Source organism: Micromonospora phytophila, assembly GCF_023656545.1.
GTDB classification, from domain to species: Bacteria; Actinomycetota; Actinomycetes; order Mycobacteriales; family Micromonosporaceae; genus Micromonospora; species Micromonospora phytophila.
The window spans coordinates 1-16156 of the sequence record NZ_JAMOKF010000101.1; the positions used below are offsets into that span (position 1 = coordinate 1).

Below are 16156 nucleotides of genomic sequence, written 5' to 3' on the forward strand. Positions count from 1 at the left end.
GGGCTCGCGGAGCGTGTCGTCCGGCGGCGGCTCCCGCAGCCACGCGCGCAGCAGCGTCGCGACGACCGTGGCGTCGGCGGACGCCCGTTGCTGGGCGAGGAAGATCCGGAACACGGCGGCTTCGAGCGCGGGGGAGCGGTCCAGGTCGGTGACCCCGTAGTGCCCGAGCGCCTTTGCGAGCCTGGCCTGGAACGAACCGGGCAGGCCGGCCCGCTCGATGTCGAGGCTCTGCAGGTAGGTGTGGAAGTACTCGCGGGCGCTGGAGACGTGGCCGTCGCCGTCCTCGCCCGTCGGTCGGTTGCGGCTCAGCTCGGCGAGGTCGGCGAACACGGTGACCAGGTCGAGCTCCTCGGCCAGGGGCCGGTGGCCGTCCTCGGTGGCCGCCCGCCGCGCGGTGAGGTAGTCGTCGAGCACCCGACGGTCGTCGTGCGGGTCGAGGTCGAAGCCGAGCAGCAGGCCGCGCAGGTCCTCCTGGCCCCGCCTGCTGCGCCGGTACGCCGGAACGTCCTCGGGCACGGCGGGCAGGTCCAGCTCGACGGGAACGGCGGCCGGGCCGCTCGCGGTCTCGGCGGCGGAGTCGGTGAGCGGCTCCAGCCGCAGCAGCGGCGCACCGGCCTCCACCTGGCTGCCTACGGAGACGGTGCACTCCTTCAGCCGCGCCCGGAACGGCGCCCGCAGCACCGTCTCCATTTTCATGGCTTCCAGCACGAGCACCGGCGCGCCCGCCGCTACCTCGTCGCCGGCCTTCAGTGGCGTGGCGACGACCAGCGCGGGCATGGGGGAACGGACGACGCCGCCCTCGTCGCGGCTGACCCGGTGTGCCACGCCGTCCACCTCGACCAGGTGGGTCGGACCGTGGGTGCCGGTGAGCAGGCGGTACCGGGAGCCGTTAACGACGATCTGGCCGGTGTGCCGGTCGAAGCGGTCGAGCTCGACGTCGGCGGCGCGTACGGCGTAGCCCGCTTCGATGCCGACGCGGAACCGGTGCGCGCCGACCTGCGCCACCCGCATGCGGTAGGTGACGCCGCGCAGTCTCAGGTCGAGCGGTCGCCCGCTGGTGTGCTGCACCTGCGGGCGCCCGCCGGACGCCGTCGACAGCAGCCGCTGCCGCTCGACGCGCTCCTCCTCCTCGTACGCCTCGATGGCGGCGGCCGCCAGCGCGACCGCGGAGTGCTGGTGGGCGACGAGCCGGCCCTCGCCGCGGACGCGGTCGATCCAGCCGGTGTCCGCGCTGGCGTCGATCACCTCGGGCTGGTCGAGCAGGTCGAGGACGAAGCTCTTGTTTGTCGCCCCACCCTCGATGATCACCGTGGTGTTCGCCATCGCCCGGCGCAGCTTGCCGAGCGCCTCGTGGCGATCGCGGCCGTAGGCGATGATCTTGGCAATCATCGAGTCGAAGTCGGCCGGGATGGTGTCACCCTCGCTGACGCCGGTGTCCACCCGGATGCCCGGGCCGGTGGGCAGGTCCAGTCGCACGATACGGCCCGGCGACGGCGCGAAGTCGCGGTCGGGGTCCTCGGCGTTCAGCCGGGCCTCGATGGCGTGCCCGCGCTCCGCCGGCGGCTCGCCGTCGAGCCGCCCACCCGAGGCGACGTGCAACTGCGCCTTGACCAGATCGAACCCGGTGGTCAGTTCGGTGATCGGGTGCTCGACCTGCAGGCGGGTGTTGACCTCGAGGAACGCGAACACCCGGTCCCCGGGGTGGTACAGAAACTCGACGGTCGCCGCGCCCCGGTAACCGACCGCCACGGCCAGCCGTTCGGCTGACGCCTTGAGCTCGGCTGCCTGCGCCGGGCTGAGCACCGGCGACGCCGACTCCTCGATGACCTTCTGGTTGCGTCGCTGCACGGAGCAGTCGCGGACACCGAGCGCCCATGCGGTGCCCTGCCCGTCGGCGATCACCTGGACCTCGACGTGCCGGGCCCCGGTGACCAGGCGCTCCAGGAACACGATGCCGCTGCCGAACGCGCGCGCCGCCTCCTGACTGGTGCGTTCGTACGCGTCGGCGAGCTCGGCCTCGTTCGTGATCACGCGGATGCCGCGCCCACCACCGCCCGCGGTCGCCTTCAGCATCAGCGGGTAGCCGATCTCGGCCGCCGCCGCCCGGGCGGCATCCAGAGTCTCGACGGCACCGCGGCTCCATGGCGCGACCGGAACACCGACCTCCTCGGCGATCAGCTTCGCGCCGATCTTGTCGCCGAGCTGGCGCATGGCCTCGGCGCTCGGCCCGACGAAGGTGACCCCGATCTTCTCGCACAGCTCCGCGAACGCCGGATCCTCGGCGACGAAACCCCAGCCGACCCACGCGGCGTCGGCCCCGGTCTCGATCAGGGCCCGCTCGAGCGTCGCCAGATTGAGGTACGGGCGGGCGGACGCCGGACCGAGTTCGTAGGCGATGTCCGCCTCACGCACGAAGGTGGCGGTGCGGTCGACGTCGGTGTACAGGGCGACGGTCTCGATCGGGACGTCGGTCTCCGCAGCCAACTCTCGGACCGCGTGGATGAGTCGCATGGCGGCCTCACCACGGTTGACGATGGCGACACGGTTGAACACCCGGCTGACCCCTTTGGTAGACCTATGACGTACGCGCCGCGAGACGACGGCTCCCGGCAGTGGTTACCTTTCCGCCTGCCGACCGGCAGCGCCATGGCGCTATCACCGAACCACCCGCCCGTCATTTGTAGGAAACCACCAAAGATTTTTGGTCCCCGCGCCGCCGGCCCGGCCCTCGACCACGACCCGACCGGTACCGCCCCGGCCGCCCTAGCCGGCTCAGGCGACCCAGCCCTTCCTGGCGGCCTCCACGCCGGCCTGAAATCGGCTGACCGCACCCAGGCGTTCGGTGAGCGCCGTCATCAGCCGCTGCACGCTACGGGTGGACACCGCCAGCCTGCGAGCCGCCGACTCGTCGGTGTGCCCGGCCGCGAGCAGCTTGAGCAACTGCCGCTCCTGCGTCGTCAGGCCGTGGCCGTCCCGGGCCGGCGTCTCCCCGAAGGGCCGGCCCGATTCCCAGACCTGCTCGAACAACGCGACGAGGCTGGCGACCACGCCCGGGCTCTGAATTTCGAGGGCGCCGGCACGGGGGTCGCCGGGATCGATCGGTACGAGCGCCGTCCGGCGATCCACGATCACCAGCCGCATCGGCAGGGTCGGTACGGTCCGGAACTGGCCACCCATCTGCGCCATCCAGCGTGCGTGTGCCAACGTACCGGGGTCGTTGCGGAAACTCTCCTGGTAGACGTCGCGGATTGCGACGCCGCGCTCCAGGGCGAGCTGGTTCAGCGGCTTCTCCGCGTCGATGGTGTCGGGGGTCTGCGCGCCGCCGCTGCTGAACGACAGGCACTCCCGGGCGGCCTCGCGTGCCAACTCGGCCAGTCGGTCCCGGACGGCGTCGACTCCCTCCAGGCGGAGCACGACGTCCGCTGAGCCGCGGTCGTGGAACTCGCTGGCGATGCTGATGATCGCCGTACGGGTGGCCTCGATCTGGTGTTGCCGCACCGCGATCTCGGCCTCGGCGCGGGCCAGCAGCGACATCAGGCCCGCCTGTGGACGGACGGCGTGCAGCCCCTCGCCGCAGGCGCGGACCAGCGCCAGGTCGATGAGCCGGTCGAGGGCCTGACGTACGACGTCCTCGGAGACGCCCAGTTGCCCGGCCAACTCCGCCACCCCCAAATGGGCGTGGTGGAGCATGGCCCGATACACCATCTCGTCCATTTGCGACAACCCCAAGTTGACCAGCACTTCGGTACCTCCCCCGTTCACCGGATGCAATTCTGCAACATCGCACCGTTGGCGCGCTGCCCCGTGAAATGCCGGGGAGGCGAACACCTGGCGCAATTGCGCCAGGCGGAGTCGCGCCAGGTCGCAGGTGCTGATTTCGCGCTTCGACATCGGAAGACTTGCCTCGTCGGCCGGGAGATCCCGCCTCGACAACCAGATAGACGCAACCGGCCAAAATTGATCGGGGGAAGTAATGTTCATCTTCAGGATAGGTCGGCGAGAGGGCGTCGTTCGCCGTGCGTTCATCTTTGTCGTCACCGCCCTCGTAGTGGCCGGCGTCGCCTTGGCCCACCCACTGGACGGCCTGGGAGCCGCGACGACCGACGGCTTCGGCTGGGGTGTGAGCCCCGTCGACATGGCCGGCTTCGGGTGGGGCGGCGCGGTCGGGTAATGCAACTGTCCACCGCTCGAATCGCCCCGCTACGCGGACGGGCGGACCTCGACCCGGAATTGGTTCTCAGTCTACTGAGGCGCAACGTTCCCAAAACTCGACGGGTCGAGCACATCCGGGTGAGGGCAGGGCCGCGTTGCCTGTTCATTGCCGCTTTCACCATCAGTGCCGATCAACGCGAGTCCGACGACGTAACTCGTCAGCTCATAAATTCCACCATCGCCGGTACGCCGGAGCTACGCCTCTGGCGTCTTCTCTGAAAGGGCATTCGTGCACAGCCTGAGAATCACTCGCCTGGTGACCGCCTCGGCGAATCGAAGTCGGGCGGTCCTCGCGGCCGCCATGGCGGCACTGGCGCTGCTCACCTCGGTGGCCACGGTCACCGTCGACGCGGACGAAGCCAACGCCGCCGGCCCTCGCCCCCTGTTCCAACTGCCGTTCCCGTGCGGCGAGCAGTGGCGACTGCAGACGTATGAGGGGCATGACGACTACGACATCGACATGTTCGCCACCTCCGGCTCGACGTCGGGTCGATCGATCCTCGCCTCCTACAGCGGCATCGTGGCGTCGGCCGGCTACGACACCGGCGGTGGCAACTACGTACGGATCGACCACGGCAACGGGTGGCAGACGCGATACCTGCACATGCTGGAGCCGCCGATCGTCTCGCTCGGGCAGAGCGTGACGATCGGCCAGCAACTCGGCCGGGTCGGCAGCACGGGCAGTTCGTCCGCCCCCCACCTGCACTATGAGCAGTTGCGCGATGGCGCCAAGGTCGAGTCCTGGTTCAACGGGATCCCGTCCGGCATCACGACCGACGGCTACCCCGCCGGCGAACCGATGTCGCCGCCGGTGACGCTGGTCAGCCAGAACTGCGGTGGCGCCGGAAGCCGGACCCCCGGTGACTACGATCGGGACGGCGCCAGCGATCTCGCCCTGTACCGGCAGAACAGCCAGACCGGTTCGACCTGGTGGGTGCAGAGCGGTGCGACCGGCACCCAGATCCTCGCTGATCACAAGTACGGCGGTAGCACCGACATCCCGGCGCCGGGGGACTACGACGGGGACGGCACCGCGGACCTGGGGTTGTTCCGGCGGGACTGCGCCAACGGCTCCACCTGGTGGATCCAGAGCGGCGCCACCGGTGACCAACTCGTCGCCGGGCTGAAGTACGGCGGCTGCAACGACATCCCGGCGCCGGGTGACTACAACGCCGACGGCGCGACGGATCTGGCGTTGTTCCGCCAGGACTGCACCAACGGCTCCGCCTGGAACATCTTCAGTGCCCGCACGAACACTCACCTGCGCTCGGGGTTCAAGTACGGCGGCTGCGCCGACATCCCGGCGCCGGGTGACTACAACGCCGACGGCGCGACGGATCTGGCGTTGTTCCGGCGGGACTGCGCCAACGGCTCCGCCTGGAACATCTACAACCTCCGTGCGGACGCGCACCTGCGGTCCGGGTTCAAGTACGGCGGCTGCAACGACATCCCGGCACCTGGCGACTACAACGCCGACGGCGCCACTGACCTGGGCCTGTTCCGGCGGGACTGCACCAACGGTTCGACCTGGAACATCTACAGCGCCCGCACGGACGCGCACCTGCGGTCGGGCCTAAAGTACGGCGGCTGTACCGACATCCCTACCGCCAGCAACCCCGCCACCACCATCTGACTCACCGGCACCCCCACCGGCGTCGCCGGCCCACGTCGGGCCGGCGTCGCCGCGTGCGCCGCGGCGGTAGCCGGCCCGATCGACCGGGACCAGCACGGCCATGTGGTGCATCCCGGCCCGGGTACCCGTTCCAGGGCGGTGGTGTATCTGGGTGAGCGACCGCCGGATCCGCTTGGACACCCGGTGGCTTCACCGGCGATCGCGCAGCCGCAGCTTCTGCTCAGCCCTCGACGCTTGCGCCATGGGTCTCGCAGGCTGCGACGAGTCGGGTGACGGCCTCGCTCAACCGGCGTCGGTAGAGCTCCCGGTGCACCACATGTACCGGTCGGACCGACCGGGTGTCATCCAGGCGGGTCCGAGCCTCGTCGGTGGAGTTACGGTACCAGGAGCGATCGGCGGCAGCCCGGCACCGGCCGCGAACTGGTCATCCTCCCGAGGTGCTCATCCGGCCGTGTCCCCAGCCGGTGCGCTGATCAGCAACGATGGCGCTCCGGAGCGCTGACCTCCCAGTGACGCTGCTGACGCACGTCCACCGGGTACCGTTTATCCGCGACCGCCGCAGTGGTGTCGTTCACCGTCCGGAACTACCGCCCCCGTTGGTCGTCGGCTTCATACGGGTCGGCCGCCCGGCGCGTGGCCCCTTCGTCGCCAGGAAGCCGCCAGGAGGACGGCCAGTGCGACGGCGGCGCCGAGGCCGAGGATGGCCGCCAACGAGAACGATCGTCCTGCCCCAGCCTGACCGTGGCGCTCGCCTCTGACCTGGGCAATGGGACGGTCGCGCTTCTTCTCGTCGGGGGTGACCAGGCGACCGACCGACGCGTCGGGCGGGAGAGCGAAGCCCCAGTCCAGCAGGGCCGCTGCCTCGCCCAGGCTCCCCAGTGGCGCGGTCTCCGCGCCGAGCAGGGTCACCGCGAGCCGCCGGCCGTTACGTTCGGCCACCCCCACGTATGTCTGTCGCGCCAGGTCGGTGAAGCCCGTCTTCCCGCCGAGCGTCCCGGGGTAGTGGTCCAGCAGCGTGTTGTCGTGCCCGATGGAGAGGCCTGGCGTTCCCGGCTCTGCCGGTATCTCCGCCACTCGGGTGGCGATGTATCGCCGGAAGTCTGCGCGGGCGTAGGTGGCACGCGCGATCAGCGCCAGGTCGTACGCGCTGGTGTACTGACCGGGACCGTCCAGGCCGGACGGCGTCGCCGCGTGGGTCTGGTTTGCGCCCAGCCGGTGTGCTTCGTCGTTCATCGCCTGCACGCCGCCCTGCCGCCCGGCGGTGCCGCCGCCGGCGCGGGCCAGCACGTTGGCCGCGTCGTTTCCCGATTTGAGGAGAAGTCCCAGCCACAGGCTCTCGATCGAGTAACGGCCGCCCTCGACCACCCCCATTAGTGAACTGGCCGGATCGAGATCCTGCAGATCCGCCCGGGTTACCTCGACCACCTGCGCAGGGTCGAGGTGAGGCATCAGGGCCGCGGCCAGCAGCATCTTCTGAACGCTGGCTGGCGTGCGGTGTTCGTGCGGGCCGCATCCACCCAGCACCACGCCACGGTCGAGGTCGGCCACGACCCACGAGGTGGCGGTCACCGACGGCGCCATCGACGCACCCGCGGGAATGGCCAGCCCCGCCGTCGCCAGCGTCTCGCCGCCGACGGCCAATTCGGCGGGACCGACCGGTGGCGGCGACGGCGCGGCGGGCGGGGGCACTGGCGGCTTCACGGCCGGGCAGGGCACGTACGGCGCGGACGCCGCCAACGTCGAGGACCCGACTGCCACGGCGGGCGTGGTCAGTAAGGCGCTGAGCACCGCGGCAGCAATCCGAACGATGGTCATGTTAAAGCACCGTAACTGCTGACGAGGCAGGCACAGACCGGTTGCAGGAAGGCGGCGAGAATTCCGGTCTTTGGGCTGGCTGCGCTCTTTGGATCAACTTGTGCCGTTTCGCAAGGCTCTCTGCGGATAGTGGACATACGTGATCGCTGCGCTCACGACGAATCAGCACACAGTGGCCTAGTCGGACTCCATCCGGATTCCCGGGATTGCGGGTGACTGCAGGGTTGACGGTCGCCGCAAGCGGAAACGCCGGGCGCAGTCGGGACGGGCGGCCAGTACGTCGCACTTTCTGCCGGGAACAGTCGCGAACAGAAATATTCCGCCCAAGATCGCGCCATCAGGGTAGAGCATCGGAAATGTCCCCCGTAAGCCTGTTTCGATCAATCTGGAGAACTCGCACACGTATCTCCCGATCTCGTTGGCAGTGCGCTGACCAGGGCTTCCTGCTCGGTGGCCTATTCGATCAGTCTGAGACGCGGTTCTCGTGCCGATATCGCCGGCTCCGGCTCGGGTCCGAAAGGCGAGTCGAATGAACGAGCCCATCACCCGGCGGGCATCAATTATCTAGACCACGCCGGATAGGTACTCCCGACGTCGCTGCGGTTCGAACTTCTCGATCGCGTACCGCAGCATGACCCGGGGCATGACCCGGTAACGTCGGGCCAGAAACTCCTCCTCCGCCGCTCTGTCACGGTTGCCGACCTCGCGCAGCATCCAGCCGACCGCCTTCTGGACGAGGTCGTGCGGGTCGCGCAGGAGCCGCTCACTGAGGCGGAAGGTCCACTGGAAGTCGCCGGCTTTGATGAAGGCGAAAGTTGCCATGATGGCGATGCGCCGGTCCCACACCAGGCTTGACTCGGCCAACCCATCCAGTACGCGCCGGTCCTTGTCGATGAGCCAGGGGCCGACGATGTACGGCGCGGACGAGTCCACCAGGTCCCAGTTGTTGATGCGCCCGGTGTTGGCCAGGACGATGTCGAAGATCTGGCCCCGTTCCTCCTCGTCTCCCTTGGTGAACTTGCGCACCAGGATGAACAGCGACGTCAGCCGCTCCTCATGCACGCTGCTGTCCAGCAGCTTCGCCGTTTCGGCCAGGGGAAGCTCGCGCCAGTACCGGGCGGCCACCCTGCGTTGTTCCGGCACGGAGACACCGATGGCGCTGTCACCCTCGCCGTAGCCGCCGGGGATCATCTGCAGAAACCGACTCGATCCCTCCGCCCGCTGCGGGTCGGCGAGGCTGGCGAGTTCGTGACGGACGTCGGCGCTCGTGGCCATGACTGTGCAACCTATCCCGCGATCCCACTCGCTCAGGCCGCGTGGGCGGTAGGCGCGCGTGCGGGATCCGCTCTCGCCGGCGCGGCACTTCTGGTCGACGCTGTCCTGAGTTGTGGTCCCGGCGGTTGAGGATGGGCCGATCGGCCGGCCAGGCCGGTGGCTCGGGACCACAAGGCCCTGGGTAGTTTCCCTGTCATGAGTGAGGACACCTTCCGCTCGGTGGAGATCGAGCGCACCAGCGTGGGGAAGTACGTCGTGCGCAACGTCCGCGGCGGGTCGATGTCGATGGGCGCGGGCGAGGACGCCAGCTTTACGCCGGTGGAACTGCTGCTGGCTGCCATCGGCGGCTGCACTGCGATAGACGTGGACCACATCACCAGCCGCCGCGCCGAGCCGACCCAGTTCTCCGTCGAAGTCACTGGCGACAAGATCCGGGACGAGGCCGGAGGGAACCGGATGCAGAACCTCAGGGTCGAGTTCACCGTGACGTTCCCGGTGGGCGCGGACGGCGACAGGGCACGCGAGGCGCTGCCCCGGTCGCTGCAGCAGTCGCACGAAAGACTCTGCACCGTCTCCCGTACCGTCGAGCTTGGCACTCCCGTCTCGATCGTCGAGGCTGCCGGTTCCACCGGGGACTGAGGTCTCCGGGCGTCACCCGGTTTCCGGGCGGCGAGGCGTTGCGGATGGACCACGCTTGAGCTGACGAAGTTCCACACCGACGGCGGTCAGCGCTGAGCCGGAAAACGCACCGGCGAACACGCTGGGCATACGTCGCATCATGTTCGCCGCCGAAGACACTGAGGACGTCCTTGCCCGCCTGCACGCCCACGGCGCCGAACTCGTCGGCGAGCTGGAGCAGTACGAGGACAGCTATCGGCTCTGTTACGTCCGCGGCCCCGAGGGCATCATCGTCGCACTGGCCGAGCAGCTCAGTTGAAGGCTCCTGATGGCCTGCACCTACGACCCGGCAAGCGCGCCGTGAAGGTCGACGCACTGACGCCGATCCACCGCAGCGGGGGCGTGGCCTGATGTACGTCGCGACCGCCTCGGAGGCCGGCAACCCCAAGTCGCCCAACGAGGATTGGGCCTTAGCCAGCGAGAATCTGATCGTGGTTCTCGACGGTGCCACAGCCCGCACCGGCACCGGATGTGTCCACGGCATCGCCTGGTACGCCGCCAAGCTCGGTTCAGCTCTAGCCGGGCTGGCCGCCGACCGCGACTCCGAACTGGTCAACGCGCTGATGTACGGCATCAGGTGCACCGCCGAGCAGCATCGGCACACCTGCGACCTCAGCCACCCCGGCACACCCTCTGCGGCAACGGCCATGCTGAGGCTCAAGGACACCGCGCTGGAATACCTGGTGCTCGGCGATGTCACGGTGCTCATCGACACTGCCGACGGCATCCAGGTCATCGCCGACGACCGGGTGGACCAGGCCGCCCGCGCCGAACGCGAGGAAGCCGACCGCCACCCGTTCGGGTCCGCCGAGAAGCAAGCCGCGCTGCTGCGGATGAAGCACGCCGAACTGGCCGCCCGCAACCAGCCCGGCGGCTACTGGGTGGCAGCCGCCGACACGTCCGCCGCCCAGCACGCCATCACCGGAGAGGTCCCGCTCGACACCGTCCGACGAGTCGCCGTACTCACCGACGGAGCCGCCCGCCTGGTGGCCCTGTTCGGTCTGCTTGACTGGCCCGACGTGCTTGACGTCCTGGAGCAGAGCGGCCCCACCGAACTGATCCGCCGGGTACGCGCCATCGAGGCCGCCGACCCGTCCTGCATGAAGTGGGCACGCAACAAGCGCAGCGACGACGCTACCGCCGTCTATGCCGCCTGAGGAAAGGCAGCACCTCGGCGAAGGGAAGGACGTCCAAGCCTGGATCCGTGGGCAGGTTGACCGGTCGTGCGAGGCAAGCGGCGTGAAGATGTGACGAGAGTGCCTGCGGGCTGGGATGATCGGGTTTGCCCAGGACTCGGATCATCCCGCCGGGATGTCCTTGACGAACACGATCCCATCAAGGCCGGCCACCTGGGCCGGGTCCAACGGGGAGTAGCCGAACCAGGGGGATACGCGGGGAGCGGGCGTCACGTCGCCGAGGACGGTGGCCAGTCGCCGGGCGTCGACGACGTATCGGTCCTCCGGCAGCGCGTACAGCAGCCCCTCGATGGTGTCCGGAGGTGGGGTGTCCACGCCGTGGTGGCGGATCGTGCCGAGGGCTGTGGCCAGGAAGGCGTACCCGTCGCCCAGATGGGCGCTGACGATCGCGCCGGCGCTCCACCATTCCAGCGGCAGGCCGCCCATCCGCATCGTGCTCTTGTTCCGCTGGAGGTGGCCGTTGTGCGCGGACACCAACACCGGGCCCCGCTCGGCGATGGCGAACAGGTTGGCGGCCATCATCGAGTCCCGCAGGGCCGCCAGTCGCGCCATCCGACCGGGTGACGTGTCGGCCATCCAGAAGTGGTAGCGCAGCAGGCCGGTGGCGGTGCGCCCGTACAGGCGTGCCCGGTCCCAGTCGTCCGGTGAGGACGCCGCGATCAGCTGTGGCGTCTGCGCGTCGAGCAGCGTCACCAGGTCGTCGGCGAGCAGCCGCAGCTCTCTGGTCTCGGGTGCCCGCCCCACGGATCGGGATGGGTCCATCATCGCGGCGGGGTTGGTCCACTGGTCGTCGGCGCCGAGCAGGCGGTCGAGCGTATCGGCGGCGCAGGGGAGCAGGTCGGCGTCGGCCCAGGCGGTGAGGTAGGCGTGCAGTGCGGTGAGGGCCTGCCGGGGGCTGGCGGCGCCGGTGATCTCCAGCGGGCCGTCGAAACCGGCGAAGCGCAGCCGCTCGGACGCGGGCCGGCCGTCGTTGTACGCGCGCATCCAGCGCACCAGCTCGCGGTTGGCCGGGAAGGCGCCCCACTCGTGGCTGAAGCCGCGCTCCATGACCTCGTCGAGGGCGCCCGCGCCGGACGTGACGTAGTCGTCCACGATCAGGCCCATGAGGCAGTCACTCTCGATGGCGATCGTCCGGTAGCCCTCCTGCTCGACGAGCTGCCGAAAGAGTTCGTTGCGTACGTCGAGCAGGAGGTCCTCGCCGTGGGTGGGCTCGCCCAGGGCGAGCAGCCGCGGCCGGGTCGGGAGCAGCCGCATGACGGTCGCGGCCTCGACAGCATGGGCGGTGTCCTTGGTACCAGCAATCATGCCCTCAACGGTATCGTTGAACCTTCGGTTGAAACTTCTCCTCGATGTTGGCAGGACAGTGGGGCGAAACCTTCAAGACGGCGGGCGGCTCAGGCCGGTTGACCTGGCGCGCGGGCACGGCCTGTCCGCCCAGGCGGTCAGAAACTACGAGGCGGCCGGCATCCTGCCGGGCGCCGAACGCACCCTGCACGGATACCGCATGTACACGCCGCTGCACGCGCAGGCCCTCCGCGCGTTTCTCGCGCTCGTGCGGGGTCACGGCCACCAGACGGCCACGTCGGTCATGCAGGCGGTCAACCGGGACGCGACCGAGGAAGCGCTCCGGCTCATCGACGAGAGCCACGCCCAGCTGCTCGACGACCGCCGCACCCTCCAGGCCGTCGAAGCCGCGCTTCGCGACCTCGATCCGGTACCGCGGGAGCGCGGTGACACGTTCGTCGGCCCACTGTCGCGGCGGCTCGGCATCCGCCCGGCCACCCTGCGCAAGTGGGAACGCGCCGGCCTGGTCCGGCCGCGCCGCGACCCGCGGACGGGCTACCGGGTCTACAGCGAAGCGGACGTCCGCGACGCCCTGCTGGCCCACCAGCTCAGACGGGGTGGCTACCTGCTGGAGCAGATCGCTCCACTGATCGCCCAGGTCCGCTCCGCCGGAGGCGTCGCACCGCTGGAGTCGATGCTGCGCGACTGGCGCGCCCGCCTCTCGGCCAGGAGCCGCGCCATGCTCACCGGCGCCGCCGCGTTGGACGCCTACCTCGACCGCCGCCCTGCTTCGCCCGGATGACGACCGTCCTGCTGGCCGCGAAGCTGCGGGGTGCCCGCAGTCGGCGGCCAGCGGTGTCTCCTGGCTGTGGCGACCCCCGCCACGCCGACCGGCGTCGTCACGCTTGATGGGGACGGCTCGATCCTCCTGATCGAGGTGACCGACCTGCCGGCTGAGCGGGTGGACACGTGGATCGAGGTGACCGCGACGCTTCCGGCCCTTCACCTCGTCGCGCTCTGACGGGGCGTAGGGCACCCTGGTCGGCAGACGGTGAGCCGAACCACGGTCCTGTCGTACCTCGTGGACACAATCGGTCGATGCAGACACCGGACGTTGTCTCCGCCGAGGAGTGGCAGCAGGCCCGCGACGAGTTGCTCAAGGCCGAGAAGGAACTCACCCGCGCCCAGGATGCGCTCGCCGCTCGACGGCGCCGCCTCCCGATGGTCAGGTTCGACAACGGCTACACCTTCGACACCCCCGACGGTCCACGGACCCTGCTCGACCTGTTCGAGGGCCGCGCGCAACTGGTGGTCTACCAGTTCATGGACAGCGGGCCCGATCACCACTGCCCGGGCTGCACCTGGTTCACCGACAGCGTCCCGGTCACCGGCCTGCCCGGGTTGGCCGACCGTGGGGTCACCTGGGTGACGGTGTCCGACATGCCGCTGGCCCAGATCGAGGCGTACAAGGCGCGCAGGGGCTGGACGCTGCCGTTCGTGTCGTCGTGCGGCACGTCGTTCGCCGCCGACTGCGGCGTCGGGGGCGGGTTCATGCTCAGCGTCTTCCTCCGTGACGGCGAGGACATCTACCGGACCTACAACACCACCGCCCGCGGCGTGGACCGGCTGGTCTTCGTCAACAGCATCCTCGACCTCACCCCGTACGGCCGGCAGGAGGACTGGGAGGACTCTCCGCCCGGCTGGCCGCAGCACCCCACCTACGGCTAGAGCCTGTCCGGCGGATCATGTGACGGGTTCGGGCCGGGGTCGTTGCGCCCGTCGTGGGACGGGGAGATCTGACGAACGACGAGGGGGCCCGGCTGAAGCCATTTGCCCAAGACGGGCCAGCGGGGGCGGGCGTTGGAAGAGCCACCGCAGGGTGATCGACGGGATCCTCTTGCGGCGTGGATTCCACCTCCTGTCGCGCCCACTTCCGGGCCGTGGCCACGAGGTACGACAAGCGGGCCTACATCCTCGGCACCGGCACCGTCGCCGCGATCTGCTCTCGCTTCGTCCTTGATGCGCCGGATGGAACCTGGCGGTGAGGCGCTCGAAAACCAGTGGCGCAGCGCCGCTGTGCGCCATTACCGTGCCGCCGAACGAAGTCGTCTAGGCAAGGACGTGCCGTTGTACACCCTGTGAGACCTCCCGAGCGCTGATTTGTCGCGCGTCGCGCATGTGCGCCGCGCTCCTTTTTGCTGCGGACTTCTCACCTGAAACCGGTGTACTTCTGTGCTCAAAAACTGGATGGTCGTTCCCACCTGCCTGCCGCTCGTTCGCCGCCGTTGCCACGCGTGCGCGTCCGAGCGCTTCCAGGCAAGCGGTAAATTTCGCGTCAACGCAAACCACAAGCTCCTCGACGCCTGGCTCCTCGCGCTCTGTACCGCTTGCGGGGAAACTGCAAAGCTCACGGTCCTGGAACGGATGACTGTGCGCTCCATACGACCGGAGCTGCTGGACCGGCTGCATGACAACGACCCTGGCCTGGCAGCTGAGCTGCTCCAGGATCCGGTCGTGCAGCGCCGTAATCGCATCGCCCTCGACTGGGACAACGCCTGGCGCCTCGACACCGGCGGATCGGATCACCTGGACCGCGAGGTCATCGACGTCTCGGTCCGCTTTGCGGCGCGGATCCCTGTCCGCCCGGTGCGACTGATCGCTGAAGGTTGCGATCTTTCGCGGGCCGAGGTCGAGAGACTGATCACGGAGGGGAAACTCGTCTCGGCAGTCCGGCTGAGCGGCAAGCTCTCCGGCGACTTCACCTTCACGCTCAAGCGCTGAGCCCTCCTCGGGACCACGGGCCTGTCCGGCATGATCCGCCGGACAGGCCCGTGGGCGCCCACCGCGCCACCGCGTCGACCGCTGATCCGCCCGCCGCCGGTGCGCCCGCCGCGCGGGAAACGGGGGTCACGTGTCGTCGAGGCGGGCGGCGCGGGCGTGCAGGTACCGCTGTCGCGCCAGGTTCGTCGACCGGGCGGCCGCCGCCCGGTAGGCCTCCCGCGCGGCCACCGGGTCACCGAGCAGCTCCAGCAGGTGCCCACGGACGGCGGGCAGGCGGGCGTCGTCGTCGAGCCGACCCTCGGCGTCGAGCGCGTCCACCAGCGACAACCCGGCCGCCGGACCTTGCGCCATGGCCACCGCCACGGCGTGGTTCAGCGCCACCACCGGGCTGTCGGAGATCCCCATCAGCACCTCGTACAGCGCGGTGATCTGCGCCCAGTCGGTGTCGGCGGCGCTGGGCGCCTCATCGTGCACGGCGGCGATCGCGGCCTGGAGTTGGTAGGGACCGACGCGGCCGTGGGGAAGCGCGGCGGTGACCAGCGCGACGCCCTCGGCGATCTGGTCGGCCTTCCACCGCCCGCGGTCCTGCTCCGCCATCGGGATCAGCTCACCGTGCGGCCCGGTCCGCGCCGGAGCCCGGGCGTCGGTGAGCAGCATCAGGGCCAGCAGGCCGGTGACCTCCGGGTCGTCGGGGAGCAGCCGGTGCACCAGCCGGGTCAGCCGGATCGCCTCGGCCGACAGATCGGCGCGCAGCAGCGCCGGACCGGTCGTGCTGGCGTACCCCTCGTTGAAGATCAGATACAGCACGTGCAGGACGGCGGCGAGCCGCGCGACGCGCTCACGCCCAGCGGGCATCCGAAACGGCAGGCCGCTGTCCCGGATGCGCTGCTTGCCACGGGTGATCCGCCGGGTCATCGTCGCTTCCGGCACCAGGAACGCCCGCGCCACCTCGGCGGTGCTCAGCCCGCCGACCGCGCGCAGGGTGAGCGCGATCTGCGAGGCCGGCGACAGCGCCGGATGACAGCAGAGGAAGAGCAGGACGAGACTGTCGTCGGCGTCGGCCGCCGACCGGTCCGCCCCCGGGGCCAGCCGGTCCTCGGGCAGCGCCCACCGCGCGACGGTGTCCTCCCGCCGCCGGCGGGCCTGCTCGCTGCGGAGCAGGTCGGTGAGGCGGCGGGAGGCGACAGTGATCAGCCAGGCGCGCGGGTCCTCCGGCACCCCGTCGCGCGGCCAGGCGGTGGCGGCCGTGAGCAGCGCCTCCTGGGTGGCGTCCTCCGCGGTG

Annotated in this window: 15 protein-coding genes; 9 read left to right on the plus strand and 6 right to left on the minus strand. The window is 69.9% G+C overall.

Going from position 1 to position 16156, the window contains the following annotated elements:
- Both NCC78_RS14715 and NCC78_RS14720 read right to left on the minus strand, forming a co-directional pair.
- Nucleotides 1–2553 (minus strand): ATP-binding protein (locus tag NCC78_RS14715; RefSeq protein ID WP_250795087.1); only part of this gene is annotated, 2553 nt, incomplete at its 3' end.
- A 219-nt stretch (nt 2554–2772) separates the two neighbouring features.
- Nucleotides 2773–3741, minus strand: coding sequence for a LuxR C-terminal-related transcriptional regulator (locus NCC78_RS14720; RefSeq protein ID WP_372495136.1), 969 nt, complete (start codon nt 3739–3741; stop codon nt 2773–2775).
- Between the two features lie 772 nt (nt 3742–4513).
- Between NCC78_RS14720 and NCC78_RS14725 the strand changes: the two genes are divergently transcribed.
- Entirely contained in the window at nt 4514–5845 is a 1332-nt protein-coding gene (locus NCC78_RS14725) for a peptidoglycan DD-metalloendopeptidase family protein (RefSeq protein WP_250795101.1), read from the plus strand.
- A 609-nt stretch (nt 5846–6454) separates the two neighbouring features.
- Here the strand turns inward: NCC78_RS14725 and NCC78_RS14730 are convergent.
- Both NCC78_RS14730 and NCC78_RS14735 read right to left on the minus strand, forming a co-directional pair.
- Entirely contained in the window at nt 6455–7660 is a 1206-nt protein-coding gene (locus NCC78_RS14730; RefSeq protein WP_250795089.1) for a D-alanyl-D-alanine carboxypeptidase family protein, read from the minus strand.
- Between the two features lie 564 nt (nt 7661–8224).
- Entirely contained in the window at nt 8225–8935 is a 711-nt protein-coding gene (locus tag NCC78_RS14735; protein ID WP_250795090.1) for a DNA alkylation repair protein, read from the minus strand.
- A gap of 219 nt (nt 8936–9154) precedes the next feature.
- Between NCC78_RS14735 and NCC78_RS14740 the strand changes: the two genes are divergently transcribed.
- The 3 genes from NCC78_RS14740 to NCC78_RS14750 all read left to right on the plus strand — a co-directional run bounded on the left by NCC78_RS14740 (nt 9155) and on the right by NCC78_RS14750 (nt 10770).
- The gene (locus NCC78_RS14740; protein WP_250795091.1) at nt 9155–9574 is read left to right on the plus strand and encodes an OsmC family protein; all 420 of its coding nucleotides are present in this window, start codon (nt 9155–9157) and stop codon (nt 9572–9574) included.
- A 139-nt stretch (nt 9575–9713) separates the two neighbouring features.
- Entirely contained in the window at nt 9714–9872 is a 159-nt protein-coding gene (locus tag NCC78_RS14745; protein WP_250795092.1) for a VOC family protein, read from the plus strand.
- Nucleotides 9873–9963: 91 nt separating this feature from the next.
- The gene (locus tag NCC78_RS14750) at nt 9964–10770 is read left to right on the plus strand and encodes a protein phosphatase 2C domain-containing protein (RefSeq protein WP_250795093.1); all 807 of its coding nucleotides are present in this window, start codon (nt 9964–9966) and stop codon (nt 10768–10770) included.
- Nucleotides 10771–10911: 141 nt separating this feature from the next.
- Here the strand turns inward: NCC78_RS14750 and NCC78_RS14755 are convergent, their stop codons facing one another.
- Nucleotides 10912–12114 (minus strand): erythromycin esterase family protein, encoded by a 1203-nt coding sequence (locus tag NCC78_RS14755; protein ID WP_250795094.1) that lies wholly within the window; start codon nt 12112–12114, stop codon nt 10912–10914.
- A 58-nt stretch (nt 12115–12172) separates the two neighbouring features.
- On the opposite strand from NCC78_RS14755, the gene NCC78_RS14760 reads away from it, so the two are divergent.
- The 5 genes from NCC78_RS14760 to NCC78_RS14780 all read left to right on the plus strand — a co-directional run bounded on the left by NCC78_RS14760 (nt 12173) and on the right by NCC78_RS14780 (nt 14874).
- A complete protein-coding gene (locus tag NCC78_RS14760; protein ID WP_250795095.1) occupies nt 12173–12895 on the plus strand; it encodes a TioE family transcriptional regulator in 723 nt (240 codons plus the stop codon).
- A gap of 66 nt (nt 12896–12961) precedes the next feature.
- A complete protein-coding gene (locus NCC78_RS14765) occupies nt 12962–13114 on the plus strand; it encodes a hypothetical protein (RefSeq protein WP_250795096.1) in 153 nt (50 codons plus the stop codon).
- A 77-nt stretch (nt 13115–13191) separates the two neighbouring features.
- Nucleotides 13192–13821, plus strand: coding sequence for a DUF899 domain-containing protein (locus NCC78_RS14770; RefSeq protein ID WP_250795097.1), 630 nt, complete (start codon nt 13192–13194; stop codon nt 13819–13821).
- 176 nt (nt 13822–13997) lie between these two features.
- Nucleotides 13998–14138, plus strand: coding sequence for a hypothetical protein (locus tag NCC78_RS14775; protein WP_250795098.1), 141 nt, complete (start codon nt 13998–14000; stop codon nt 14136–14138).
- 187 nt (nt 14139–14325) lie between these two features.
- Nucleotides 14326–14874 carry a DUF1062 domain-containing protein gene (locus NCC78_RS14780; protein ID WP_250795099.1) on the plus strand — a complete coding sequence of 183 codons (549 nt, stop codon included), beginning with the start codon at nt 14326–14328 and terminating at the stop codon, nt 14872–14874.
- Nucleotides 14875–15000: 126 nt separating this feature from the next.
- Here NCC78_RS14780 and NCC78_RS14785 read toward each other — a convergent pair.
- A partial coding sequence (locus tag NCC78_RS14785) for an RNA polymerase sigma factor (RefSeq protein WP_250795100.1) occupies nt 15001–16156 on the minus strand: 1156 nt, incomplete at its 5' end.